This is a genomic window from Marinobacterium alkalitolerans, from assembly GCF_017776525.1.
GTDB classification, from domain to species: domain Bacteria; phylum Pseudomonadota; class Gammaproteobacteria; order Pseudomonadales; family Balneatricaceae; genus Marinobacterium; species Marinobacterium alkalitolerans.
This window is the reverse complement of sequence record NZ_JACVEW010000008.1, coordinates 39,983-62,930: the sequence shown is the minus strand read 5'-3', so window position 1 is coordinate 62,930 and position 22,948 is coordinate 39,983. Positions and strand designations below refer to the sequence as shown.

Here is a 22,948-nt window from a genome sequence, read left to right as displayed (position 1 = left end):
ATCCATGTCCACGCCCAGCCTGCCCATAGACAGCCTGCTGACTGAAATCGGCCACACCCTGCAGCAGCACAACGAACTGATTCTCGAAGCACCTCCCGGTGCCGGCAAGACTACGCGCGTGCCTCTGGCACTGCTGGACCAGCCCTGGCTGGGACAACAGAAAATCCTGTTGCTGGAGCCCCGGCGCCTGGCCGCCAAGGCCGCGGCGCAGCGTCTGGCTGAGCAGTTGAACGAGCCGGTTGGCAAACGCATCGGTTACCGCATCCGTCTGGAAAGCCGTGTCAGTGCCGACACCCGCGTTGAAGTCATCACCGAAGGGATTCTGACCCGCATGCTGCAGGAGGATCCGGGCCTTGAAGGGGTGGGAGCCATCCTGTTCGACGAATTCCACGAGCGCAGCCTTGAAGCCGATACGGGGCTTGCACTGGCACTGCAGGGACGTGAGCTGTTGCGGGAAGGCCCGCCGCTCAAGCTGGTGCTGATGTCTGCCACGCTGGACGGCCTTGCACTGGGCAAGGTACTGCCGCAGGCGCCCGTGATTCGCAGCGAGGGCCGCGCCTATCCCGTCAGCATTGTTTACTCCCTGCCTGCACGAACGGATACACCTGTCGAGCAACGTGTCGTCTCACGCACGCTCCAGGCCTTGCATGATCACAGCGGCAGCCTGCTGGTGTTTCTGCCCGGTCAGGGCGAAATTCGGCGTGTGCATCAGGCGCTGGAAGCCGCGCTGGGCCGAAACGATGATGTGCTGATCGCCCCGCTGTATGGCGATCTGGCCCTGGCCGAGCAGCAGCGCGCCATCGCCCCGGCGCCGGAGGGTCAACGTAAAATTGTACTGGCCACCGCCATTGCCGAGACCAGCCTGACCATAGAGGGGGTCGAAGTGGTTATCGATTCAGGGCAGAGCCGACAGGCACGCTTTGACCCCAGCAACGGCATGACTCGGCTCTATACCACCCGCGTTTCTCAGGCATCGGCCCACCAGCGGGCGGGCCGTGCCGGTCGTCTGGGGCCGGGCACCTGCTACCGGCTCTGGTCTGAACAACAGCATGCCGAACTGCCTGCACAGCGCACACCGGAAATCCTGCAGGCGGATCTGGCCCCGCTGGCACTGCAACTGCTGCAATGGGGCGTTAATCATCCGGACGAGCTGGACTGGCTGGACGCGCCTGCCGAAGCCGCCTTCAATCAGGCGCTGGACCTGTTGCACCTGCTGGGTGCCGTGGAATCCCCGGCACCCGGGCAGCACCGGCTGACCGAGCGTGGAGCGCAGATGGCTGAACTGCCCGTACACCCGCGACTGGCGCACATGCTGATCTGTGGTGCCGAGCAGGGGCAGCTGGCACTGGCCGCTGACATCGCCGCGTTGCTGACCGAGCGTGACCCACTCAAGACGGAGCAGGCCGACCTGCTGCAGCGGCTGGAATGGCTGGAGACGGCCAAAAGCCCCAGCGCCAGCCGTATTCGCCGGCTCGCCAAACAGTACCGGCAACTGCTGCCGCAACCGACCTGCACGGCTGCCCTTGAACCATCGGACGTACCGGGCTACCTGATTACCTGCGCCTACCCGGACCGTATCGCACAACAGCGGGACGGCCAGACAACCGACTACCGGCTCAGCCAGGGACGCGGTGTACGGCTGCACGCAACCGATCGCCTCAGCCGTTCGACCTGGCTCGCCATCGCCGCCGTATCAAGCCACCAGAACCAGGCCGTCGACCGCATCCGGCTGGCAGCCCCACTGAATCCGGCCCTGTTTGAAGGCCTGCTGGCTGACAGCCTGAGCCGTGAGGAGTGTGTGGAATGGGATTCCGACCAGGACCGTCTCGTGGCGGAAGCACGCACGCGCGTGGGACAACTGGTGCTGGCCAGCCGTCCCCTGAGCACCTTGCCCCCCGAGCAAGCCACCCGGGCCATCATTGAGCACGTCAGCCGCGCAGGTTTGAGGGTATTCAACTGGAGTGAAAAGGCTCTCAGCCTCAAGGCACGGGTACAGTTTGTCCGCCAGTATGCGCCTGAGCCGGAAGACTGGCCTGACTTCGCTGAGCCGGCCTTGATGGGCAGCCTGGAAAGCTGGCTGACACCCTGGCTGAACAGCGTAACCCGTGGCGAGGACCTCAAGGGGCTCGACCTGCACGCCATTCTGCTGTCCCGGCTGGAATGGTCGCAGCAGCAGGCACTGGACGAACTCGCGCCCGAGCGCATTCAGGTCCCTTCAGGCTCACGGCTGCGGGTGGATTACAGCACACCCGCCCCCACCCTGGCCGTTAAACTGCAGGAGATGTTTGGCTGTATGGACACGCCGCGCCTTGGGTTCGGCGTTCCCTTGACCTTGCACCTGCTGTCACCCGCCCGGCGGCCACTGCAGGTGACCCGGGATCTGGCCGGATTCTGGCGAGGCAGCTATGCCGAGGTAAGAAAAGAGATGAAGGGGCGTTACCCCAAACACCCCTGGCCCGAGGACCCGACCCGCGCTCAAGCGACAGCTGCCACCAAAAAGAAGGCCGGTATTCAGGGCACCTGATCAGCGGCGGGCAGATCCACCCAGAAGGTACTGCCCTCTCCTTCCTGACTGTCCACGCCGATACTGCCCCCCATCAACTCGACCAGCCGCTTGCTGATGGTCAAACCGATCCCGGTACCCTGAATATTGCTGGTCTCATACCCCAGGCGGTTAAACGGCTGAAACAGCTCGGACTGTTTGCCCGGGCTGATGCCAACGCCGGTATCCGTCACCAGAATGCGAACCCCTGCGTCGACCGGCTGCCAGCCGATACTGACACGCCCCCCCTCAGCGTTGTACTTGATCGCATTGGAAATCAGGTTGATCAGCACCTGACACAAACGACTGCCATCGGCCACAACCTGTACGCCCTGCCATTCAGCAGCGGAGCCCGACTCGATCCTGATCTGCTTGCTGCGCGCCGCCGGCTCGCTGATTCGCACCGCCGAGGCAACCACATTGTGCAGATCAACCGGCTCGCCGGGTATTCGGCCCGCTTCAGCCTGAACCTGCGCCAATTCCAGCACATCGTTGATCAGCCGCAGCAGGTGCTCGCCCGAATGCAGAATTTCATCCAGACACTCCCGATCCTCGGCAGACAACTGCTCGGATGACTGCAGCAGCTGCGCAAACCCGATAATGGTCGTCATCGGCGTGCGCAGTTCATGACTGATGCTTGAAACGAACTGGTTCTTGGCTCGGTTGGCGCCACCCAACGCTTCACCCATTTGCACCACTTCCAGAGCGCTTTGCTGCAGCTCAAGCAGTTTGAACTGAGGCAGAGGCTGCTCGTACCGCTCACGACCAATCTCGGCCATCAGGGCATTCAAGCGCTGCAGAGGGGTGGAGATCGCCTTGCTCATGGCAATGGAACGGCGCCACATGAAAGCGAAAAAGCAGAGATAGAACACCACCAGCCCGGCTATCAGCAGGTAGCCTACCTGTTTGAATCGTTCCGCCAGTGCGGTGGCTTCGCTGTAGACCTCGGCTTCATCCACAATCGTCAGCAGTGTCCAGCCGGTTGCCCCGATCTCGCGCCAGGCCACACGCTTGTCACGCCCCTGCAGGGTGATCGTGACACCGCCGGAAGCATCGGTTTTCATCGCGTCGGCAAGCTCGCGGGTATCCTCGCGCTTGTTGATATTGAACCGCTCCGGTTTGAAACTTTCCTGAGTAATCGCCTCCTGATAGCTGTGCTCTGTCAGCTCCTTGAGGCCAAAGTCCTCCTCACCTCTTTGAGGCAGCGCCATGATGGTGCCTTCCCGGTTCATCAGCACCGCATAACCGCCCCAGGGAATATCCAGCCGGAGGATCTGCTGAATGATCGTTTCGACCGTAATATCAAGCCCTACGACCCCTTCCAGAAAGTCCCCCCTGTACACCGGCGCAACCGCCGAGGTCATCCAGCCCTGCCCCGCCGGGTCCACATAGACATCGGTCCAGACGACACCGCGTTCCGGGTTGTGACGGGCATCCGCATCGTAATAGAAGTTGTAGGCGGGAATATCCATGCGGGGCGGATACTGTAGCTGAGTTTCAAACCAGGGGTAGATGCGGTTATAGGAATCCCAGGTATTGAAGTAGATCGCATTCACCAGCGGGTTATTGCGCATGATGCTGAGCATCAGTGGATCGGCCTGCTCAAGCTGAACCACCTTGCCCAGATCCTGCTCATGTGGCGGGGTCAGAGCAGAATAGAAAGAGGCTGCACTGCCGTCATCCTCGGTACTGAACAGAACCCCTTCGTCCGTGCGTGCATAACCGGGCGGCAGCGTGTCCTGTTCAGGGTACGGCGCTTGCATCAGCCGGGTCACCGCGCCCTGATAGATCGATGTGAGCCCCTCGACCTCCTGCAACTGACGGTCGATCACATCCACCTCGAGTCTGGCGGTGTTGGCCAACTGTTCATCCGCCTGCTCCCGCAGCACGGCAATATTGGAATCACGGATATAGGCGTTGGAAAACAGATAGATCCCGATCAGGACCGTTTCAACCAGCAGCAGTGGAATGAGTGCGCTGCGCAGCAGGTTTCGCCACATCCAGCGCTGGGTACTGATTTGGCCCGCCTTGTTCGAGGGGGGTGATGACATGGCGCTCTCCTGCGAACCTGGTTAAAGGTGTTGTCCCGCCTGAATTTCAACTTCGTGCATCTCCAGGCCGCCGCCCTCGCCAAACGCCTCTTTCGGCAAGGTCTGCTCGCGGTGCGCCGCCTTGAAGTCATCCGACTCAACCCAGGCTTCAAATGCGGACTTGTCCTGCCAGTGCGTCATCACCACCCAGGGCTCATTGGCGCGGGCCGGTCGCAGGACCTGAAGGCTGACAAATCCGGGCTGTTTTTCAACCTGCCCGGCGCGCTGACGAAAACGCTCCGCAAAAGCCTCTTCATACCCCTGATTAACCATGATGCGATTACAGACAACGAACATGGAGCGCTCCTTTCGCAGTGAACAGATAGTGAGGACTAGAGTAGACGGGTGGAGCCTGATAGGGAAGTACAGGAAAGCAGAAGGAGGGGCAGCCTGGTTCACCAGGCTGCCGGGAGGGGATCAGCCGTTAACGACGGACACGTCTTCAGCCTGAAGGCCTTTTTCACTCTCGCGCACGTTGAAACGAACCTTTTGCCCTTCGTTCAGCGAGCGATGACCACGGCCACGGATATTACGGAAGTGAACAAAGACATCATCACCGTTGTCGCGGGTAATGAATCCAAACCCCTTGGACACATTGAACCACTTGACCACGCCGAGTTCGCGCGAATCATCCTCGTCACTTTCGCCGGCAGGCGCACGATTACCAGCCGGTACCGGTGCGGCATCAGCCGGCTGCCAAGCCGCAGCAAGGGTTACCACGAAGACTACAATGGCGATGGTTGCCAGAACCGCCGGTGAAAAACCGATCTCGATGGATGCAACACGTTGTAGCAGGAACGGAATAATAAACGCTGCCAGTACACTGGCCAGAACACTTTTAATTAACTGATTACCACTCATTGATTTTCTCTGTAATTGAACGTCATTATTGATATCGGGTGCGCTGTTTTATGATGGATAACGCACTTTCCGGTCGATCAGATATACTGTATCTACCATTTTTTTTCAACGGCTTAGCCCAAGGCGCAATCCCTTTGCCCTGACAGGGCCAAACATTCTGGCCTGGGCTCAATTCAATCCATGTCACTGCAAGGAGTTCAGCATGTCCAATCCCGAAAACCTGGCCGAGCTGGAGTCACGTATCGCATTTCAGGAGGACGCCATCGACAAGCTGAGTGAAGTCGTGGCACGTCAGGAGATGGATATTGAGCGCCTGACCCGCATGGTCAAAATCCTGCACACTCAGATGAAGGACATGGGCTCTGCGGATGCAGCGCCCGAAGCAGACGCGCCCCCGCCCCATTATTAAGCAGGGGCTCAGGCGCTCGGCAGTGCCCTCAGCGTGTACAGGTCGTAACGGCTGGACTTGCCGCTGATCACATGACTGGGGGCAGGCCCTTCAATCGCGACCGCCTTGCGTGGGCGCTTGACCACGACGCGGCAGGGGTTGGCAGCCAGCGCGGCCGCCAGCAGCTGGGCATCATCCTGGTCCTGCCCGACCAGCGCACGAAACGCCAGCATCTCCTTTTTGACCTGCGCTTTTTTATCCGAATGCGGGTACATGGGGTCGAGGTAGATTACGTCTGGCGTCACCTCCAGACTGGACAGCAGACTGATCGCATCCCCCTGCAGCAGATGCATGCGGTCCAGAATATCGTCCAGCCCTCCTGCCGCGCGGGCTTCCGCCAGGCCATCCTGCAGCAGCGCATGCACCACTGGCGAGCGTTCAATCATACTGACCTCACACCCCAGCGAAGCCAGTACAAAGGCATCGCGCCCCAACCCGGCCGTTGCGTCCAGCACCCGGGGCCTGCCCCCTTTGCGAACACCGCAGGCCTTGGCAATCAACTGCCCGGTCCCGCCGCCAAACTGGCGCCTGTGGGCAACGGCACCACTGACAAAGTCGGCCCGGATCGGGCCCGGTCGCTTGCGCCCGGTTGCGCAAAGACTCAGGCGGCCATCAGCCACATACAGCACCTGCTGCCATAGGGTGTCGCAGTCCAGATCGGGTTGCTCCAGCAGCGGCAGCTCGAGCGCGTTGGCCAGTTGTTCGGCCCGCTCTCGATCCGCCTCAGCCTGCCAGCCTACCGCCAGGCTCATGCCACGCCCTCAGGCCAGATGAAGTACACCGCCAGCAGCAGCACGCCCAGCACCAGTCGGTAGATCACGAACGGTCGCATCCCGATCCGGTCCAGCCATTTCAGAAACAGGTGAATGCACGCCAGGGCGCTCAGCCCCGCCACCAGCGTGCCCAGCGCGATGGCAAGCCAGTGGGCATCATCACCGGCCTGGTAGAGCTCAAGGCCCTTGAGGGTACCGGCCCCGAGGATGACGGGGATGGAGAGCAAAAAGGAAAAGCGTGCGGCCGTCTGACGATCATAGCCCAGCATCAGGGCCGCCGTGATGGTGGCGCCTGAGCGCGAGGTTCCCGGAATCAGAGCCACTGCCTGAGCAACGCCGATCAACAGCGCGTCTTTCAACCCCAGGCTGGACGTACTCAGACGCTCTGTACGGTGCGAGTCGGCCCAGCCCAGCAACACACCGAAAACCAGCGTCGTCGCTGCAATGACCAGAATGGAGCGGCCAAACTGATCCACCAGACCGTTCAGCATGAAACCGGCCAGAATGGCCGGCAGGGTTGCAAACAGCACCAGCCAGGCCAGATCTCCCTCAGCCGAACGGCTGCCGCGGCAGCTGCACAGCCAGGCACCGGACAATTGGGTGACTTCACGCCGGAAGTAGTACACCACGGCTGCCAGTGTCCCCACGTGGACGCCCACATCGAACGCCAGTCCCTGATCCTGCCAGCCGAAGAGCTGCGATGGCAGAATCAGATGTGCCGAACTGGAAATCGGCAGAAATTCGGTCAATCCCTGAAGCACCGCCAACAGAACGGTGTGAATCCAGTCGCTGGGGCTCACTGCTGGTCCTTTTTCTTCCACGCCACCTGATTGCGCAGGTAGACCGGCTCAACGTCATCAGGCCGCCGGGTTTCACCCCGTGCAAGCGCCTGTTCGGCAATGCTGAGCATATACTCGGCATTGGGGTAGATATCCAGACGTGGTGGCTGTGCCAGAGCGACCAGCTCGGCATCCATACTCTCGGCATAACACCAGCCACTGCCCAGAGCTGCAAACCCCTTTTCCAGCCCTTCCACTTTAACCTCGGAAGGTGCGCTCACCTGTTCAGGCACACGATAGCCGAGTTTGCCATCAGTCACGTCCCAGGCACACCAGTACACTTCATCCATGCGCGCATCCAGCGCAGTCAGAATCCGGGACGCGGGCAGTTCACTGGTGAGCAGATATTCGGTTGCCATGCACTCCAACGTTGAAACCGGTACCACCGGCAGGTCTGCTGCCAGCGCCAGCCCCTGTGCAGCACCGGTCGCAATGCGAATACCGGCGAAGGAGCCGGGACCACGCCCGAATGCGATGGCGTCCAGTGCCTTGAGCGACACGCCGGACTCCTGCAGGAGCGCTTCAACCATAGGGAGTAACAGGTGCGTATGGCGACGCGGCGCAACTTCGAAACGTTTCAGCACCTTTCCGTCCAGCAGCAGCGCAGCAGAGCAGGCATCGGTAGACGTATCCAGGGCAAGGATCTTTGACATGGTGTTCTCAGCTAGCAGGTTAACGCGGGTATTGTAATCTCAGGGCCCGGACAATGCATCCGGCCCGTAAGCACTACAGCATGGACTCGCCCCAGCGGGGCAACAGGGCCTGCTCGAAACCGAGTTGCGACAGCAGACGCGCAACAATAAAATCAACCATATCTTCCACCGTCTTGGGCCGCTGATAGAAGCCGGGGCTGGCCGGAACGATCACCGCCCCCATCCGGGTCAGTTTCAGCATGTGCTCAAGGTGGACTTCGGAATAGGGCGCCTCGCGTGGCACCAGCAGCAACTGGCGTCGCTCTTTCAGGGCCACGTCGGCGGCCCGCTCAATCAGGTTGTTGCTGGCACCGCAGGCAATGGCCGACAACGTCCCGGTACTGCAGGGGCATACAACCATGGCGCTTGGGGCCCCCGACCCTGATGCCACGGGCGCCATCCACTGCTCTCGCCCATAGACCTTGATCTGATCAGGCGCAGCAGCAAAGTGCTCCAGCAGGAAAGCCTCCATCGCATCCGGTGCACCGGGCAGTTTAAGGTCCGTTTCGGTCGCAATCACCACCTGTGCCGCCTTGGAGACCATCAGCAGTACCTGAGCCTCCTGCTCGACCAGGCACTGCAGCAGGCGCAGCCCGTACTGGACGCCGGAGGCACCGGTAATGGCCAGCGTAACGCGGCGAGTATAAGGCTGCTCAGAGGACATGAATCGACTCCCGCTGCTCCAGTGCCTTCAGCAGCCGCTGATGCAGGCCGCCAAAGCCACCGTTACTCATTACGACCACCTGCGCCCCTTCGGGCAACTCCGCCACCAGGCGTGTTACAAGATGATCAATGCGTGTGGCCAGATGGGCAGGCACCGGACTCTGCTCGACCACCTCCTCCAGTGACCAGTCCATATCCTCGGGCTGGAACCAGTACACCTCATCCGCAGCGGCGGTCGACTCGGCCAGTGCAGCCTTGTGTGCCCCCAGCCGCATGGTGTTGGAGCGTGGTTCAATGACGGCGATCACAGGCTGCTGCCCGGATACGCGTGCCTTGATCCCCTCCAGTGTGGTCTGGATCGCGGTCGGGTGATGTGCAAAGTCGTCATAGACCGTAATGCCGGCCACCTCGCCCAGTCGCTCCATACGGCGCTTCACGCCCTGAAAGGCACTCAGGGCATCGATTGCATGTTCCGGCTGAACACCAACGTGGCGGGCCGCCACCAGTGCATTGATCGCATTACTGACGTTGTGCAGCCCGGTCAGCGACCAACAGACTTCACCCAGGGTTTCGCCCTGATGCTGAACGGCAAAGTGACTGCCATCTTCGCTCAACAGCTGCGCCGACCAGGCGGCACGTCGATCAAAACCGGTCAGTACCTGCTCACTCCAGCACCCCATTTCGATCACCTCGTCCAGAGCTGCGGCATCTGCCGGCATGATGATCTGCCCGCTGTCCGGCACCAGGCGGACCAGATGATGAAACTGGCGTTGAATGGCGCTCAGATCGGGAAAAATATCGGCATGGTCAAACTCGAGATTGTTCAGCACCAGCGTACGCGGGTTGTAGTGCACGAACTTGGAACGCTTGTCGAAAAAAGCGGTGTCGTACTCATCCGCTTCTATGACGAAAAAGGAGGTTTCGCCCAGCCGCGCCGAGGCGTTGAACCCCAGCGGAATGCCACCGATCAGAAATCCGGGCGCCATACCGGCCCGCTCCAGAATCCAGGCCAGCATGGTAGCCGTGGTGGTTTTGCCGTGGGTACCCGCCACCGCCAGCACCCAGCGGTCCGCCAGCAGATGGTCGTGCAACCACTGGGGCCCGGAGGTGTAGCGCAGGTTCTGCCGTAATACATATTCGACACAGGGGTTGCCCCGTGACATGGCGTTCCCGACCACAACCAGATCAGGGTGGGGTTCAAGCTGAGCGGGGTCATAGCCCTCAATCAGTTCGATGCCCTGCTGTTCAAGCTGGGTACTCATCGGTGGATAGACATTGGCATCCGAGCCGGTCACCCGGTGACCCAGCTGCTTGGCCAGCACCGCCAGCGAGCCCATGAAGGTTCCACAGATTCCGAGAATATGGATATGCACCCCGGTACTCCTTTCTGTATGGGTATGGGCTTCATCATAACAGGTCATACCGCTGAAAACCGCATCGTCGGCCATGCAAAAAGGCCAGCGTTCGCGTACAATTACCCAGGTCTTTTCCATCGGATCAAACAAAGGCCGAAACCACAGATGCAGCTGCTCAGCAACTACCTGAAACACCACGACACCGACCTCGAACTCGTTGAACTGATCGACACCCTGATGATCGCCTGCAAGGAGATCGCCCTGCAGCTGCGCGAAGGCGCACTGGCCGGCGTGCTGGGCACCAGTGAAGAGACCAACGTGCAGGGCGAGACACAGAAAAAGCTCGACATTATTGCCAACGACGTCCTGAAGAAAGTTCTGCTGGACAACCCTCTGGTACGCGGTCTGGCGTCGGAAGAAGAAGATGATCCCGTCTTCGGCAACCCGAATGGCCGTTACCTGGTCACCTTTGACCCGCTGGACGGCTCGTCCAACATCGACATCAACGTATCCGTCGGCACCATCTTCTCCATTCTGGAAGTGCCCGAAGGAGCAACCGAAGACTCCGTTGACATGTTCCTGCAGCCGGGCCGCAAACAGGTCGCATCCGGTTATGTGCTCTACGGCCCTTCAGCCGTACTGACCCTGACCACCGGTCATGGCGTGAACATGTTCACGCTGGCGCACACCGGTGACTTCCTGCTCACGCGTGAAAACGTTCAGATCCCGACCCAGACCAGGGAGTTCGCCATCAACATGTCGAACCACCGTTTCTGGGAACCGTCGATGCGCAACTACATCGACGATCTGCTCAAGGGCGTCGATGGCCCACGCGGCAAGAACTACAACATGCGCTGGATTGCATCCATGGTGGCAGAAGTGCATCGCGTGCTGACCCGCGGCGGCATCTTCACCTACCCCTGGGATTCGCGCGACCCGTCCAAGCCGGGCAAACTGCGCCTGATGTACGAAGGCAACCCGATGAGCCTGCTGATCGAACAGGCCGGTGGCATCTCCAGCACCTGCTACAGCGATATTCTGGATGTTCAGCCGGAGCATATTCACCAGCGCGTGTCCGTGGCACTGGGCTCCAAAGAGGAAGTGGAAGCCCTGCACGGCTATCACTGCGAATAACGTTTCACCGGTAAGTCGTATTCCAGCGGGTTGCTGTGCGGTTTATACTGCGGCCCGCTATCCGATCTGTCCTTGTAACCGATAACAGGAAAACAGCTCATGAGCTTTGAGAAAGTCCCTGCCGGCAAAGAACTGCCGAATGACATCTACGTGATCATTGAAATCCCGGCGGAAAGCTCCCCGGTCAAGTACGAAATCGACAAAGACGCTGACGCGATCTTCGTTGACCGCTTCATGGCTGCACCGATGTTCTACCCGGCCAACTACGGCTACATCAACAACACCCTGGCAGACGATGGCGATCCCCTGGACGTGCTGGTTCTGACCCCGCATCCGGTGATGACCGGCTCCGTGATCCGCTGCCGCCCGGTTGGCATCCTGAACATGACCGACGAAGCCGGCGGTGACGCCAAGCTGGTCGCGGTTCCGCATGAAAAGCTGAGCCAGGCGTACAACGACATCCAGGACGTTGACGACATCCCGCAGCTGACCAAGGACCAGATCGCGCACTTCTTCGAGAACTACAAGAAGCTCGAAAAAGGCAAGTGGGTCAAGGTCGAAGGCTGGGCCGACGCGGCCGCTGCACGCGCCGAGATCGAAAAGTCTGCTGCTGCATACGAAGCCGACAAGTAAGGCTTCACCACAGGGGGTGCACTCTGATGCCCCCCCTGCTTTCAACCCCCATCCCGCCCTTTTTCACGTTCTCCGTTCTGATACACTGCCCTCTGTCCAAATAATAACCGACAGAGAAGCCGATGAAGTTTTCAGGTACAGATCGTTACGTCGCCACCGATGACTTGCAGATGGCCGTCAATGCCGCCATCACCCTGCAACGCCCCTTGCTGGTCAAGGGCGAACCCGGTACCGGCAAGACCATGCTGGCCGAAGAGCTGGCCGCCGCGCTGGACAAACCGCTGCTGCGCTGGCACGTCAAATCCACCACCAAGGCCCAGCAGGGTCTGTATGAATATGATGCCGTATCCCGTCTGCGTGACTCCCAGCTGGGCGACGACCGGGTGCATGACATCGCCAACTACATCCGCAAGGGGATGCTCTGGCAGGCTTTTGAAGCTGACGAACAGGTCGTTCTGCTGATTGACGAAGTCGACAAGGCAGATATCGAGTTCCCCAACGACCTGCTGACCGAGCTCGATAAAATGGAGTTTGATGTATACGAAACCGGGGAGCGCATCGTCGCCAAACAGCGCCCCATCGTCATCATCACCAGCAACAATGAAAAGGAGCTGCCGGACGCCTTTCTGCGCCGCTGCTTTTTCCACTACATCGCCTTTCCGGACAAGGAAACGCTGGAGTCCATCGTGGACGTCCACTTTCCTGAAATTGAACAGAAGCTGGTCCGGGAGGCACTGGAAATTTTCTTCCGCCTGCGCGAGGTACCGGGACTGAAGAAAAAGCCCTCTACCTCTGAACTGATTGACTGGCTCAAGCTGTTGCTGGCTGACCGCATTCCGTCAGACGTGCTGGCCGAGCAGGACCCCGCCAGTGCCATGCCGCCACTCTATGGTGCCCTGCTGAAGAACGAGCAGGATGTCCACATGCTGCAGCGGCTGGCCTTCATGACCCGTCGTGGAGCGCGCTGATGCTGATCGATCTGTTCAGCCATCTCCGCCAGGGCCAGGTGCCCGTTTCGGTCCGCGAGCTGCTTGATCTGGTCGGAGCACTGGAGCAGCGCGTCGCCAGCCTTGACGTAAATGACTTCTACCTGCTGGCCCGTGCCTGCATGGTCAAGGACGAGAAGTACTATGATCGCTTCGACCGCGCCTTTGGTCAGTATTTTGCCGGGCTGCAGGCACAAGGGGATATCACCGATGCCCTCATCCCCTCACACTGGCTCGAAAGCGACTTCCTGAAGCAGCTCAGTGAAGAGGAAAAGGCCCAGATCGAGGCGCTTGGAGGCCTGGACAAGCTGCTGGATACCCTCAAGAAACGGCTGGACGAACAGCAGGAACGTCATTCCGGCGGCAACAAGTGGGTCGGTACCGGCGGCACCTCACCTTTCGGCCACAGCGGCTATAACCCGGAAGGCATTCGCATTGGCGGGCAAAGCAAGCACAAGCGCGCCGTCAAGGTGTGGGAAAAGCGCCAGTTCCGCAATCTGGATGACAGCGTGGAGCTTGGTACCCGCAACATCAAGGTGGCGCTGCGAAAGCTGCGCAAGTTTGCCCGCACCGGCGCCGCCGACCAGCTGGATCTGGACGACACCATCCGCTCCACCGCCCGTAACGCGGGCCTGCTGGACCTGAAGATGGTCCCCGAGCGCCATAACGCCGCCAAGGTACTGCTGTTTCTCGACGTGGGCGGTTCCATGGACCCGTTCATTCGGACCTGTGAAGAACTCTTTTCCGCTGCACGCAGCGAGTTCAAGCATCTGGAATATTTCTACTTCCACAACTGCGTGTACGAGAAGGTCTGGCGCGACAATCGCCGCCGTTACGATGAGGCGATTCCCACGCTGGACGTACTGCACACCTATGGCCGGGATTATCGCGTGATCTTTGTCGGCGATGCCGCCATGTCACCCTATGAGCTGATCGACCGGTACGGCAGCGTGGAACACATGAACGAAGAGCCGGGACAGCTCTGGCTGCAGCGCATTCTGGATACCTGGGAGAAGGTCATCTGGCTGAACCCGTCTTCGGAGCGCTACTGGGACTATACCCACAGTACTCAGATGATTCGCCAGCAACTGGATAACCATATGTATCCGCTGACGCTGGAAGGCATTGAGGAAGGGATCAGGTACCTGTCACGCTGAACGACAGCGTGACAGGCAGGTCTTTCATGCTCAGCGGCTGTGATCCACCAGATCTTCAACCACTTCCTGCTCTTCATGCAGGTCCGCCTCTTCTTCACGCGGCTGCGGCAGGATCAGGTTCAGCACGATCGCAACAGCACCACAGAGGCTGACGCCCTGCAGGCTCAGGTCGCCTGACCCCAGGGCCATGCCCCCGATACCAAACACCAGCGTGGTGGCCACGATCACCAGATTGCGCTGATGCGCCAGGTCCACATGCGCCTTGATCAGGGTGTTCATGCCAACGGCGGCAATGGAGCCGAACAGCAGAATCAGGATGCCGCCCATGACCGGCGCCGGAATGGTCTGCAGCGCCATGCCGAACTTGGCCACGAATGCCAGTGCAATGGCGACAACCGCGGCCCACACCATTACCACCGGGTTGAACGTCTTGGTCAGCATCACCGCACCGGTAACCTCTGAATAGGTCGTGTTGGGCGGGCCACCAAACAGGGCCGCTGCCGAGGTAGCCAGACCGTCACCAAAGAGGGTTCTGTGCAGGCCGGGCTTGCGCACATAATCCTTGCCGGTCACATTGGAGATGGCGAGCATGTCCCCCACGTGCTCAATGGCAGGTGCCAGCGCAACCGGCACCATGAACAGCACCGCCTGCCAGTTGAACTCCGGCATCACGAAGTTGGGGATTGCGACCCAGCTCGCTTCCTGAATCGGCGTATAGTCCACCATGCCGGTCAACTGGGCCGCAATGTAGCCCACGACAACCCCGGACAGAATCGGCAGCAGACGGAAAATGCCGTGCGCAAAGACGGCAACGATCAGGGTGGTGACCAGTGCACTCATGGACACCAGCATCGCCTGATCATAGGGAAAGAGCTCGGCCGAGCCATCGCCGGTTTTCCCCATCGCCATATTCACGGCGATAGGCGCCAGTCCCAGACCAATGATCATGATCACCGGCCCCGTCACCACCGGCGGCATGATGCGATGCAGGAAGCCCACACCCTTGATCTTGACCGCCAGCGCCAGCAGCATGTACACCGCACCGGCGGCCATGAGCCCGCCCATGGTCGCCGCCACGCCCCAGTTCTGCACCGAGTAGGTGATGGGCGCAATGAAGACAAAAGAGGACGCCAGAAAAATCGGCACCCTCAGACCCGTCACCAGGTGGAACAGCAGGGTACCGATCCCCGCCGTAAACAGTGCCACGCTGGGATCCAGCCCGGTCAGCAGCGGCATCAGCACCAGTGCGCCAAAGGCAACAAACAGCATCTGAGAGCCAGCCAGAATGGTACGCCAGTGGAAGGTACCTGTCTGTGGAGTAGGCATGGAGAGCCCCCTTATTTTGTCCCGAAGATCTTGTCACCGGCGTCGCCCAGACCCGGCATGATATACCCCTGCTCGTTCAGCCCCTCATCAACGGACGCGGTGAAGATATCCACATCCGGATGAGCCGCCTGTACCTTCTCGATGCCTTCAGGTGCTGCCACCAGCACCAGCGCACGAATGCTGGTACAGCCCGAGCGCTTCAGCAGGTCGATGGTCGCAATCATGGAACCACCGGTCGCCAGCATCGGGTCCACCACCAACGCCATGCGCGATTCGATATCACTGGCCAGCTTTTCAAAGTAGGTCACCGGCTCCAGTGTTTCTTCATCGCGGTACAGGCCTACAACAGAGATTTTCGCACTGGGTACCAGTTCCAGTACGCCATCGAGCATCCCCAGACCTGCGCGCAGGATGGGAACAGCCGTGATCTTCTTGCCCTTGATCCGCTGGGCCTTGATATCGCCACACCAGCCATCCACGGTGTAGTCTTCCAGCTCCAGATCCTTGGTCGCTTCGTACGTCAGTAAACAGCCCACCTCTGCTGCCAGCTGCCTGAAACTGCGGGTGCTCTTGTCACTGGAACGCATCAGGCCCAGTTTGTGCTGTACAAGGGGGTGTTTAATCTCGTAAACGCTCATCGCAGGGCAACCTCGTGGTACTAAAAGGATATGACTTTCGTCAGGCTTGACAAAATTGCTGCAAGACTAACGAAAGTGCGTCGATCTGTCATCAATGTCGGTCAGGTTATTGCCCCAAAGGCCAAACCTGAGTAACCTTGCTCACTTTTTTTACAGTCGATCGCAACCTGCCAGCGGTCGCAAAATGCCATTGCGGAGCCGGAGCCATGAGCACCATCGATTCTGATGAGATTAAACGTGTCTATATCGAAGCTGACCTGCTGCACAGCCAGGCTGAAGTGGACGCGGCGATCAGCCGTATGGCGGCTGAAATCACTGAACAGCTGGAAGAACATGACCCGGTGATCTTTGCCATCATGAACGGCGGGCTGGTCATCGCAGGTCAACTGCTGACACGCCTGAACTTCCCGCTGACCGCGAGCTACCTGCATGCCACGCGGTACCGCAACACCACCTCCGGTCATGAACTTGAGTGGAAGGTGCCGCCCATGGTCGACTTCAAGGATCGACCGGTCCTGGTGGTGGACGACATTCTGGATGAAGGCCATACCCTGGCGGAAGTGATGGATTACCTGAAAGCGGAAGGTGCTGCATCGGTACAGTGTGCGGTATTGGTTGACAAGCACCATGATCGCAAGGCTCGCCCGGACCTGAAGGCGGACTTCGTCGGTATCGAAATCGAAGACCGTTACATCTTTGGCTACGGCATGGACTACAAGGGTTACTGGCGTAACGCGCCGGGCATTTTTGCCGTCAAGGGAATGTAACAAAAGCTGTTGTCATCACACTCTGTATGGTTACAATGCAGGTGACCAACAAGATAACAGGGTTTGCATGACGGAACTTGTCATTCTCGCGCTCTGCGCCTCGGCCCTTGGGCTCTGGCTGCTGCGCCTGAGACGCAAATCGCTCGCCGCACGGGACAGTGCCGCTCAACGCGACTGCGTATTTATGAGTGATGGTCGGATAATTGCCCCGGATCACAAACGTGTGTGAACGGCGTTGACCGACGGCGAACAAAAACGGAGCTCAAGGCTCCGTTTTTTTGTATCTGCCATTCACGACCCAGCGTCAGCCTTTACCGCTCAGCTCCTCGTATAACGCCACAAACGCCTGGGTCAGCTTGTGCTGGGGCGCCATGTGGATAAGCGGCCGGGCCTCATTGTGTGACTCTTTCATTTTCACGGAGACCGGCAGGCGCGTTGCCAGCACCGGCAGATTTTCCGCCTCCAGACCCGCCACGATTTTCTGCGGCAACGAGGCACGTGGCTGATACTGGTTCACCACGATCCCTTCGATTTCCAGCTCGCTGTTGTGATCCTCTCGTGTCTCACCGACATTATTCAGCAGACTGTACAGGGCCTGACGCGCAAACTCGTCACAGTCGAACGGGATCAGGCAGCGCTCGGCCGCTACCAGCGCTGACAGGGTAAAGAAATTGAACGCAGGCGGCGTATCAATGTAGATGGCATCAAATGCCTCGCCCAGCTCCAGCACCGCATCGCGCAACTTGTAGATCTTGTGCTTGCTTTCCAGCTTTGACTGCAGATCACCCAGGTCGGGGTGTGAGGGTAAAATGGAAAGGTTGTCGAACACCGTCTCGTGAACAAAAGCCGCCGGCGGGTGGGGCTTGAGCTGAAAGCTCAGCGCCTGCTCGAAAAAGCCATAGGCATCCGACTCGGGCGTATTGGCTTCATCCCCCAGCAAATAGTGGGTCGAATTACACTGGGGGTCCAGATCAATGACCAGCGTACGCTTGCCACGACTGGCCTCTATGGCAGCCAGATTGACCGCAATGCTGGATTTGCCAACCCCGCCCTTCTGGTTGAATACCACTCTGCGCATGTTACGGATCTCCGCACTTATCCCTGAGACAACAGGTCCCTGAGGTCAATAATGGCTGCGTTGGCGCGGGAAATATAGGACGCCATCACCAGTGAATGATTCGCCAGAAAGCCAAACTCGCTGCCATTGAGAATCATCGGGCTCCAGATGCCGGATTGCGTCGCTTCCAGCTCCCGAATGATCTGCCTGAGGCTGGCGCGGGCATTCTTCTTCTCCAGCGCTTCGCCAAAGTCCTGTTCCACTGCCTCGAGCAGGTGAATCAGTGCCCAGGCGGTGCCGCGGGCTTCATAAAATACATTATCAATTTCCAGCCAGGGCGTTTTGACTTCCATCTCACCGGCAGCCGCCGTGGATTGCCGACCTGCACTGTCACCGGCCAGATCCGTATTGATGCGGCGCTGGCCGACACTGGCACTCAAGCGTTGCGACAGGCTTCCAAGACGCGTCGAAACATCCCCCAGCCAGTCGCGCAGATTATCGGCACGAGCATAGAACTGGGCATTGGGCTGGGAGGTGTCACTCAAGCGGTCACGGTAATCGCGCAGCAGCTTGAGTGCCTTGCCATACTCGCGCTCGGAGGACGGAAGAATCCAGTTGCGGTTGTTGAAATGCAGCAGAGGCTCCGCCTTGGCCAGTGCCGGATCTTCCGTTGACTGAGACTGGGAGCGGCTGAAGCTCTTGCGCATGGCCCGGCTCATGTCCCGCATCTGCACCAGAACGCCAAACTCCCAGGAGGGCATGTTGTCCAGCCAGAGCCCCGGCGGAAACACGTCGTTGCTGATATAGCCGCCCGGCTTGTCCAGCAGCGTCTCGGTCATGTGAATCAGCGTACCCACCGTATGGGTGCCCACGACCGGCTTTCCGCCGGTCTGCAGTTCGGCCTGCGTACGCACATCAAAACCATCCGGGGCCTGGCTCCAGTAAATGCCCAGCCCCAGTGCTATCAGCAGCCAAAGCAGGATAGCTGCCACCACAAACTGCAGTTTTTTGGCGGTACAGCAACGATCCCAGATACTGAGCCAGATACGCTCCAAACGCTCCACGTGTGCACTCCTTGACTTGATCGGGCCTGACAGGTGATTACAGGGCCTGAATGTTGCATTGCACTATGGCGAAAATCCGCACCGGGGTCAATCTGCACAAGGGGTCGAGTGTCCACGAATGACGACTACAGCCGGCTAATTTATAGCTAACTTCGTCAAACTCGCCGCTAACGGTCGTTTGTTCGCGCAACAGCGTAGACAGGGTTTCAAGTTTCATGCACACTAGTCGACCTTAGTTTAAACCCCTGGCTGTCACGATTTTGCGGAGCACCGGCATGGCTCACATACTGGTATTGAATGGTCCCAACCTGAACCTGCTCGGAACCCGTGAGCCCGGCATCTACGGCGCCATGACACTGGCCCAGATCGAGGCACAGATCGACTCACACGCCAGGGAACTGGGGCACTCCGTGGAGTGCTTCCAGAGCAACGCCGAGTTTGAGCTGATTGAGCGCATCCACCAGGCGCCTGCCAACGATACAGCGTTCATCATTATCAACCCGGCTGCCTTCACCCACACCAGCGTGGCCATCCGTGATGCCCTGCTGGGGGTTGGCATACCCTTTATCGAAGTTCACCTGTCGAATGTTCATGCACGCGAGCCCTTCCGTCAGCATTCCTATCTGTCGGACAAGGCGGTCGGTGTCATCTGCGGACTGGGCCCGGCCGGCTATCGGTTTGCGCTGGATGCTGCCGATCAGCAGCTTGCAGCCAGTGCCTGACATTCTACAGTACACCCCACAACCATCTGAATCAGAGAAGCCGTCTTAGTATGGATATTCGCAAAGTTAAAAAGCTGATCGAGCTGCTGGAAGAATCCAACATCAACGAAATCGAGATCAAGGAAGGCGAAGAGTCTGTCCGCATCAGCCGAGGCGGTACCGCCGTTGCTGCTGCACCGGCACAGGTTCAGGCTGTTGCGCCGGCAGCAGCACCCGCACCGGCGGCTGCGCCTGCACCCGCTGCGGAAGCACCGGCCGAGCCGGCTGCACCGGCAGGTCACGCGGTCTGCTCCCCGATGGTCGGCACTTTCTACCGTGCACCCTCTCCCACTTCTGCACCCTTCGTAGAAGTCGGCCAGAGCGTGAAAGCCGGTGACGTTATCTGCATCGTCGAAGCCATGAAGATGATGAACCAGATCGAAGCGGACAAGTCCGGCGTGATCGAAAGCATCCTGGCCGAAGACGGCCAGCCGGTCGAGTTTGACCAGCCGCTGATCACCATCGCCTGATAGCAGACCAAGGACAATCACTATGCTGGACAAAGTGCTGATTGCAAACCGGGGCGAAATCGCGCTGCGAATCCTCCGTGCATGCAAGGAGCTGGGCATCAAGACCGTGGCCGTGCACTCTGCTGCCGACCGCGACCTGATGCATGTCCGCCTGGCCGATCAGGCGGTCTGCATCGGCCCGGCTCCCTCTCCGCAGAGCTACCTCAATATCCCGGCCATCATCAGTGCCGCTGAAGTCACCGACTCCGTGGGTATCCACCCGGGCTACGGTTTCCTGGCCGAGAATGCCGACTTCGCCGAGCAGGTTGAGCGCTCCGGCTTCACCTTCATCGGTCCGCGCGCTGAAACCATCCGCCTGATGGGTGACAAGGTATCGGCCATCGAGGCGATGAAGAAGGCCGGCGTTCCCACCGTACCGGGCTCCGATGGCCCGCTGCCGGACGACGTGGAAGCCATGCACAAGATTGCACGTCGCATCGGCTATCCGGTGATCATCAAGGCCGCTGCCGGTGGCGGTGGTCGCGGCATGCGCGTGGTACACACCGAAGCGCACCTCTCCAACGCGGTACAGGTGACCAAATCCGAAGCCAAGGCAGCCTTCGGTGATGCGACCGTGTACATGGAGAAGTTCCTGGAAAAACCGCGTCACGTGGAAGTCCAGGTACTGGCTGACGGCCAGGGTAACGCCATCCACCTGTACGACCGCGACTGCTCCATGCAGCGTCGTCACCAGAAGGTGGTCGAGGAAGCCCCCGCGCCCATGATCGACGAAGCCGCACGCGCCAATGTACTCAAGGCCTGTGTGGATGCCTGTATCGAAATCGGCTACCGCGGTGCCGGCACCTTCGAATTCCTGTACGAAAACGGCCAGTTCTTCTTTATCGAGATGAACACCCGTGTTCAGGTTGAGCACCCTGTCACCGAGATGGTGACCGGTGTAGATATCGTCAAGGAGCAACTGCGCATCGCCTCCGGCCTGCCGCTCTCGTATACACAGGACGATATCAAGCTGCGCGGCCACTCCATCGAGTGTCGTCTCAATGCCGAAGATCCGAAGACCTTCATGCCCAGCCCCGGCAAGGTGACTCACTTCCACGCGGCTGGCGGCAACGGTGTGCGTGTCGACTCACACCTGTACAGCGGCTACAGCGTTCCGCCGCACTACGACTCTCTGATCGCCAAGCTGATCACCTTCGCCGATGATCGTGAAACCGCTCTGGCACGCATGCAGAGTGCTCTGGACGAGACCCTGATCGAAGGGATCAAGACCAACATTCCGCTGCATCAGGATATCGTGCGCGATACCAACTTTGCCCAGGGTGGCGTCAACATCCACTACCTGGAAAAGAAGCTGGGCCTCTGACCCACTCCGGCAGCCCGTATCTCGGGCTGCCGATTCTCCATACTCGACCCTCATCCACAGGCTGTTACCGGGTGTCTCCCTGCCCGGGGTTTACCCGTCGCGCTTTTAGGACATAATGACAGCATCGTACAACAGGAGTGACGCCATGCCCTGGCTGCAGATCAAAGTATCCATTCAACCCGAGCAGGCCGAGACCTATGAAGACCTGCTGCTCGCCGCTGGCTGTGCTGCCGTCACCTATCAGGATGCAGCCGACCAGCCTATATTCGAGCCTGACCTGGGCACAACACCACTGTGGAACACCACCGTGGTCACCGGCCTCTTTGCTGCCGAACACGATATTCAGGAAACCCTGCAACTGCTGCAGGCGGCTCAACAGCAGATGGACACGACGGCCGATACGCCTCGACCGGAATTCAAGGCCGAGATCCTTGAAGACAAGGACTGGGAGCGTGAGTGGATGGATCACTACCATCCCATGCAATTCGGCAAACGCCTCTGGGTCTGCCCAAGCTGGCGCGATGTCCCCGAGCCCGACGCCGTCAACCTGATGCTGGACCCCGGTCTGGCATTTGGCACCGGCACCCACCCGACCACGGCCCTGTGCCTGGAGTGGCTGGATGGTCAGCCGCTGGAGGAGCTGCAGGTGGTGGATTACGGTTGCGGCAGTGGCATACTCGGCATTGCCGCCCTGCTGCTGGGCGCGCGTCACGTGCAGGCGGTCGATATCGACCCTCAGGCCCTCACGGCAACGCGCGACAACCTGGAGCGCAACGGACTCAGCCCGGATCAGCTTGATACCTGGCTGCCCCTGCAGGCTCCCATGGTCAAGGCCGACGTACTGGTCGCCAACATTTTGGCCGGGCCGCTGGCCGAACTGGCCCCCACTCTGGCCGAACGGGTCAAGCCGGGCGGCAAGATCCTGCTGTCGGGCCTCTTGTCCCAACAGGCGGATGAGCTAATATCGGTATACTCTCGCTGGTTTGACATGGACCCGCCCGGCGAGCGCGAGGGCTGGATTCGCCTGAGCGGGGTCCGTCGACAGGAGGACTGACGTCTTGGTCGTCACCCGCTGCCCCAACTGCCACGCCCGTTTTCGTGTCAGCGACGGCCAGCTCAAGCTGGCCGCCGGACAGGTGCGCTGCGGTGCCTGCTTGCTGGTATTTGATGCCCTGCAGCACCGCCTTACGCCTCGGCAGCCATCCCCGCAGCGATCACCAGAACCACCTCCTGCCACTCAACAGCCAGCTCATCCGGCGCCAGCGCCGGCCCATCCAGACGCCGCTCGCCCCAGGGCTTCAACGCAAACACCGCCCGCCACGGCGGCGT

23 protein-coding genes and 1 pseudogene are annotated in these 22,948 nt (G+C 59.8%); 12 read left to right on the top strand and 12 right to left on the bottom strand.

Translation table 11 applies throughout. From position 1 onward, the window contains the following. Positions 1 to 4: 4 nt before the first annotated feature. Positions 5 to 2,524, top strand: a complete 2,520-nt coding sequence (gene hrpB, locus H9C73_RS06760; protein WP_209287049.1) for an ATP-dependent helicase HrpB — start codon at positions 5 to 7, stop codon at positions 2,522 to 2,524. Here hrpB and H9C73_RS06755 read toward each other — a convergent pair. The 3 genes from H9C73_RS06755 to H9C73_RS16335 all read right to left on the bottom strand — a co-directional run bounded on the left by H9C73_RS06755 (position 2,512) and on the right by H9C73_RS16335 (position 5,493). Beyond that, the gene (locus tag H9C73_RS06755; protein ID WP_209287048.1) at positions 2,512 to 4,593 is read right to left on the bottom strand and encodes a sensor histidine kinase; all 2,082 of its coding nucleotides are present in this window, start codon (positions 4,591 to 4,593) and stop codon (positions 2,512 to 2,514) included. The genes hrpB and H9C73_RS06755 overlap by 13 nt on opposite strands. Positions 4,594 to 4,614: 21 nt before the next feature. Further along, complete coding sequence (locus tag H9C73_RS06750) at positions 4,615 to 4,929, bottom strand: antibiotic biosynthesis monooxygenase family protein (protein ID WP_209287047.1); 315 nt, start codon at positions 4,927 to 4,929, stop codon at positions 4,615 to 4,617. Between the two features lie 120 nt (positions 4,930 to 5,049). After that, positions 5,050 to 5,493 (bottom strand): cold-shock protein, encoded by a 444-nt coding sequence (locus H9C73_RS16335; RefSeq protein ID WP_328797948.1) that lies wholly within the window; start codon positions 5,491 to 5,493, stop codon positions 5,050 to 5,052. Between the two features lie 202 nt (positions 5,494 to 5,695). Between H9C73_RS16335 and H9C73_RS06740 the strand changes: the two genes are divergently transcribed. Continuing rightward, a complete protein-coding gene (locus H9C73_RS06740) occupies positions 5,696 to 5,902 on the top strand; it encodes a SlyX family protein (RefSeq protein ID WP_209287046.1) in 207 nt (68 codons plus the stop codon). 8 nt (positions 5,903 to 5,910) lie between these two features. On the opposite strand, the gene H9C73_RS06735 is transcribed toward H9C73_RS06740, so the two are convergent. From H9C73_RS06735 to mpl, 5 genes are all read right to left on the bottom strand, one after another. Further along, on the bottom strand, positions 5,911 to 6,693 hold the full coding sequence (locus tag H9C73_RS06735; RefSeq protein ID WP_209287045.1) for a class I SAM-dependent methyltransferase: 783 nt from the start codon (positions 6,691 to 6,693) through the stop codon (positions 5,911 to 5,913). Continuing rightward, a complete protein-coding gene (locus tag H9C73_RS06730; RefSeq protein ID WP_209287044.1) occupies positions 6,690 to 7,514 on the bottom strand; it encodes an undecaprenyl-diphosphate phosphatase in 825 nt (274 codons plus the stop codon). Before H9C73_RS06730 ends, H9C73_RS06735 begins: the two co-directional genes overlap by 4 nt. Beyond that, on the bottom strand, positions 7,511 to 8,206 hold the full coding sequence (gene tsaB / locus H9C73_RS06725; protein WP_209287043.1) for a tRNA (adenosine(37)-N6)-threonylcarbamoyltransferase complex dimerization subunit type 1 TsaB: 696 nt from the start codon (positions 8,204 to 8,206) through the stop codon (positions 7,511 to 7,513). Before tsaB ends, H9C73_RS06730 begins: the two co-directional genes overlap by 4 nt. A 73-nt stretch (positions 8,207 to 8,279) precedes the next feature. Continuing rightward, entirely contained in the window at positions 8,280 to 8,909 is a 630-nt protein-coding gene (locus H9C73_RS06720; RefSeq protein WP_209287042.1) for a flavin prenyltransferase UbiX, read from the bottom strand. Continuing rightward, positions 8,899 to 10,281 (bottom strand): UDP-N-acetylmuramate:L-alanyl-gamma-D-glutamyl-meso-diaminopimelate ligase, encoded by a 1,383-nt coding sequence (gene mpl / locus H9C73_RS06715; protein WP_209287118.1) that lies wholly within the window; start codon positions 10,279 to 10,281, stop codon positions 8,899 to 8,901. Before mpl ends, H9C73_RS06720 begins: the two co-directional genes overlap by 11 nt. A 147-nt stretch (positions 10,282 to 10,428) precedes the next feature. On the opposite strand from mpl, the gene H9C73_RS06710 reads away from it, so the two are divergent. The 4 genes from H9C73_RS06710 to H9C73_RS06695 all read left to right on the top strand — a co-directional run bounded on the left by H9C73_RS06710 (position 10,429) and on the right by H9C73_RS06695 (position 14,173). After that, positions 10,429 to 11,397 (top strand): class 1 fructose-bisphosphatase, encoded by a 969-nt coding sequence (locus H9C73_RS06710; RefSeq protein ID WP_209287041.1) that lies wholly within the window; start codon positions 10,429 to 10,431, stop codon positions 11,395 to 11,397. Positions 11,398 to 11,496: 99 nt separating this feature from the next. After that, a complete protein-coding gene (gene ppa / locus H9C73_RS06705; protein ID WP_209287040.1) occupies positions 11,497 to 12,030 on the top strand; it encodes an inorganic diphosphatase in 534 nt (177 codons plus the stop codon). A 122-nt stretch (positions 12,031 to 12,152) separates the two neighbouring features. Continuing rightward, the gene (locus H9C73_RS06700) at positions 12,153 to 12,998 is read left to right on the top strand and encodes an AAA family ATPase (RefSeq protein ID WP_209287039.1); all 846 of its coding nucleotides are present in this window, start codon (positions 12,153 to 12,155) and stop codon (positions 12,996 to 12,998) included. After that, on the top strand, positions 12,998 to 14,173 hold the full coding sequence (locus tag H9C73_RS06695) for a vWA domain-containing protein (protein ID WP_209287038.1): 1,176 nt from the start codon (positions 12,998 to 13,000) through the stop codon (positions 14,171 to 14,173). The genes H9C73_RS06700 and H9C73_RS06695 overlap by 1 nt, the downstream gene beginning before the upstream one ends. 30 nt (positions 14,174 to 14,203) lie before the next feature. On the opposite strand, the gene H9C73_RS06690 is transcribed toward H9C73_RS06695, so the two are convergent. After that, the gene (locus H9C73_RS06690) at positions 14,204 to 15,499 is read right to left on the bottom strand and encodes a uracil-xanthine permease family protein (protein ID WP_209287037.1); all 1,296 of its coding nucleotides are present in this window, start codon (positions 15,497 to 15,499) and stop codon (positions 14,204 to 14,206) included. Between the two features lie 11 nt (positions 15,500 to 15,510). Further along, positions 15,511 to 16,137 carry a uracil phosphoribosyltransferase gene (gene upp / locus H9C73_RS06685; RefSeq protein WP_209287036.1) on the bottom strand — a complete coding sequence of 209 codons (627 nt, stop codon included), beginning with the start codon at positions 16,135 to 16,137 and terminating at the stop codon, positions 15,511 to 15,513. Positions 16,138 to 16,343: 206 nt separating this feature from the next. On the opposite strand from upp, the gene H9C73_RS06680 reads away from it, so the two are divergent. After that, positions 16,344 to 16,904 carry a hypoxanthine-guanine phosphoribosyltransferase gene (locus H9C73_RS06680; RefSeq protein WP_209287035.1) on the top strand — a complete coding sequence of 187 codons (561 nt, stop codon included), beginning with the start codon at positions 16,344 to 16,346 and terminating at the stop codon, positions 16,902 to 16,904. A gap of 304 nt (positions 16,905 to 17,208) precedes the next feature. Here H9C73_RS06680 and H9C73_RS06675 read toward each other — a convergent pair whose 3' ends face one another. Both H9C73_RS06675 and H9C73_RS06670 read right to left on the bottom strand, forming a co-directional pair. Further along, the gene (locus H9C73_RS06675) at positions 17,209 to 17,982 is read right to left on the bottom strand and encodes a ParA family protein (RefSeq protein WP_209287034.1); all 774 of its coding nucleotides are present in this window, start codon (positions 17,980 to 17,982) and stop codon (positions 17,209 to 17,211) included. A gap of 17 nt (positions 17,983 to 17,999) precedes the next feature. Then, entirely contained in the window at positions 18,000 to 19,025 is a 1,026-nt protein-coding gene (locus tag H9C73_RS06670; RefSeq protein ID WP_209287033.1) for a DUF2333 family protein, read from the bottom strand. Positions 19,026 to 19,300: 275 nt separating this feature from the next. On the opposite strand from H9C73_RS06670, the gene aroQ reads away from it, so the two are divergent. From aroQ to H9C73_RS16435, 5 genes and pseudogenes are all read left to right on the top strand, one after another. After that, positions 19,301 to 19,747, top strand: coding sequence for a type II 3-dehydroquinate dehydratase (aroQ, locus tag H9C73_RS06665; RefSeq protein WP_209287032.1), 447 nt, complete (start codon positions 19,301 to 19,303; stop codon positions 19,745 to 19,747). 50 nt (positions 19,748 to 19,797) lie between these two features. Beyond that, the gene (gene accB, locus H9C73_RS06660) at positions 19,798 to 20,256 is read left to right on the top strand and encodes an acetyl-CoA carboxylase biotin carboxyl carrier protein (protein ID WP_209287031.1); all 459 of its coding nucleotides are present in this window, start codon (positions 19,798 to 19,800) and stop codon (positions 20,254 to 20,256) included. 22 nt (positions 20,257 to 20,278) lie between these two features. Continuing rightward, entirely contained in the window at positions 20,279 to 21,619 is a 1,341-nt protein-coding gene (gene accC / locus H9C73_RS06655) for an acetyl-CoA carboxylase biotin carboxylase subunit (RefSeq protein ID WP_209287030.1), read from the top strand. Positions 21,620 to 21,764: 145 nt separating this feature from the next. Further along, positions 21,765 to 22,673, top strand: a complete 909-nt coding sequence (gene prmA, locus H9C73_RS06650) for a 50S ribosomal protein L11 methyltransferase (RefSeq protein WP_209287029.1) — start codon at positions 21,765 to 21,767, stop codon at positions 22,671 to 22,673. A gap of 4 nt (positions 22,674 to 22,677) precedes the next feature. Continuing rightward, positions 22,678 to 22,779 (top strand): annotated as a pseudogene (locus tag H9C73_RS16435) (MJ0042-type zinc finger domain-containing protein); the annotation flags it as partial. Positions 22,780 to 22,948: the final 169 nt, after the last annotated feature.

What these genes read in the sequence shown, in the direction of transcription:
- tsaB (WP_209287043.1), bottom strand. Translation starts at nt 8,206, where the DNA reads ATGTCAAAGATCCTTGCCCTGGATACGTCTACCGATGCCTGCTCTGCT.
- accB (WP_209287031.1), top strand. Translation starts at nt 19,798, where the DNA reads ATGGATATTCGCAAAGTTAAAAAGCTGATCGAGCTGCTGGAAGAATCC.
- H9C73_RS06750 (WP_209287047.1), bottom strand. Translation starts at nt 4,929, where the DNA reads ATGTTCGTTGTCTGTAATCGCATCATGGTTAATCAGGGGTATGAAGAG.
- H9C73_RS16335 (WP_328797948.1), bottom strand. Translation starts at nt 5,493, where the DNA reads ATGAGTGGTAATCAGTTAATTAAAAGTGTTCTGGCCAGTGTACTGGCA.
- H9C73_RS06690 (WP_209287037.1), bottom strand. Translation starts at nt 15,499, where the DNA reads ATGCCTACTCCACAGACAGGTACCTTCCACTGGCGTACCATTCTGGCT.
- H9C73_RS06720 (WP_209287042.1), bottom strand. Translation starts at nt 8,909, where the DNA reads ATGTCCTCTGAGCAGCCTTATACTCGCCGCGTTACGCTGGCCATTACC.
- hrpB (WP_209287049.1), top strand. Translation starts at nt 5, where the DNA reads ATGTCCACGCCCAGCCTGCCCATAGACAGCCTGCTGACTGAAATCGGC.
- H9C73_RS06700 (WP_209287039.1), top strand. Translation starts at nt 12,153, where the DNA reads ATGAAGTTTTCAGGTACAGATCGTTACGTCGCCACCGATGACTTGCAG.
- H9C73_RS06680 (WP_209287035.1), top strand. Translation starts at nt 16,344, where the DNA reads ATGAGCACCATCGATTCTGATGAGATTAAACGTGTCTATATCGAAGCT.
- ppa (WP_209287040.1), top strand. Translation starts at nt 11,497, where the DNA reads ATGAGCTTTGAGAAAGTCCCTGCCGGCAAAGAACTGCCGAATGACATC.
- upp (WP_209287036.1), bottom strand. Translation starts at nt 16,137, where the DNA reads ATGAGCGTTTACGAGATTAAACACCCCCTTGTACAGCACAAACTGGGC.
- accC (WP_209287030.1), top strand. Translation starts at nt 20,279, where the DNA reads ATGCTGGACAAAGTGCTGATTGCAAACCGGGGCGAAATCGCGCTGCGA.
- H9C73_RS06735 (WP_209287045.1), bottom strand. Translation starts at nt 6,693, where the DNA reads ATGAGCCTGGCGGTAGGCTGGCAGGCTGAGGCGGATCGAGAGCGGGCC.
- H9C73_RS06710 (WP_209287041.1), top strand. Translation starts at nt 10,429, where the DNA reads ATGCAGCTGCTCAGCAACTACCTGAAACACCACGACACCGACCTCGAA.
- H9C73_RS06695 (WP_209287038.1), top strand. Translation starts at nt 12,998, where the DNA reads ATGCTGATCGATCTGTTCAGCCATCTCCGCCAGGGCCAGGTGCCCGTT.
- H9C73_RS06755 (WP_209287048.1), bottom strand. Translation starts at nt 4,593, where the DNA reads ATGTCATCACCCCCCTCGAACAAGGCGGGCCAAATCAGTACCCAGCGC.
- H9C73_RS06675 (WP_209287034.1), bottom strand. Translation starts at nt 17,982, where the DNA reads ATGCGCAGAGTGGTATTCAACCAGAAGGGCGGGGTTGGCAAATCCAGC.
- aroQ (WP_209287032.1), top strand. Translation starts at nt 19,301, where the DNA reads ATGGCTCACATACTGGTATTGAATGGTCCCAACCTGAACCTGCTCGGA.
- prmA (WP_209287029.1), top strand. Translation starts at nt 21,765, where the DNA reads ATGCCCTGGCTGCAGATCAAAGTATCCATTCAACCCGAGCAGGCCGAG.
- H9C73_RS06740 (WP_209287046.1), top strand. Translation starts at nt 5,696, where the DNA reads ATGTCCAATCCCGAAAACCTGGCCGAGCTGGAGTCACGTATCGCATTT.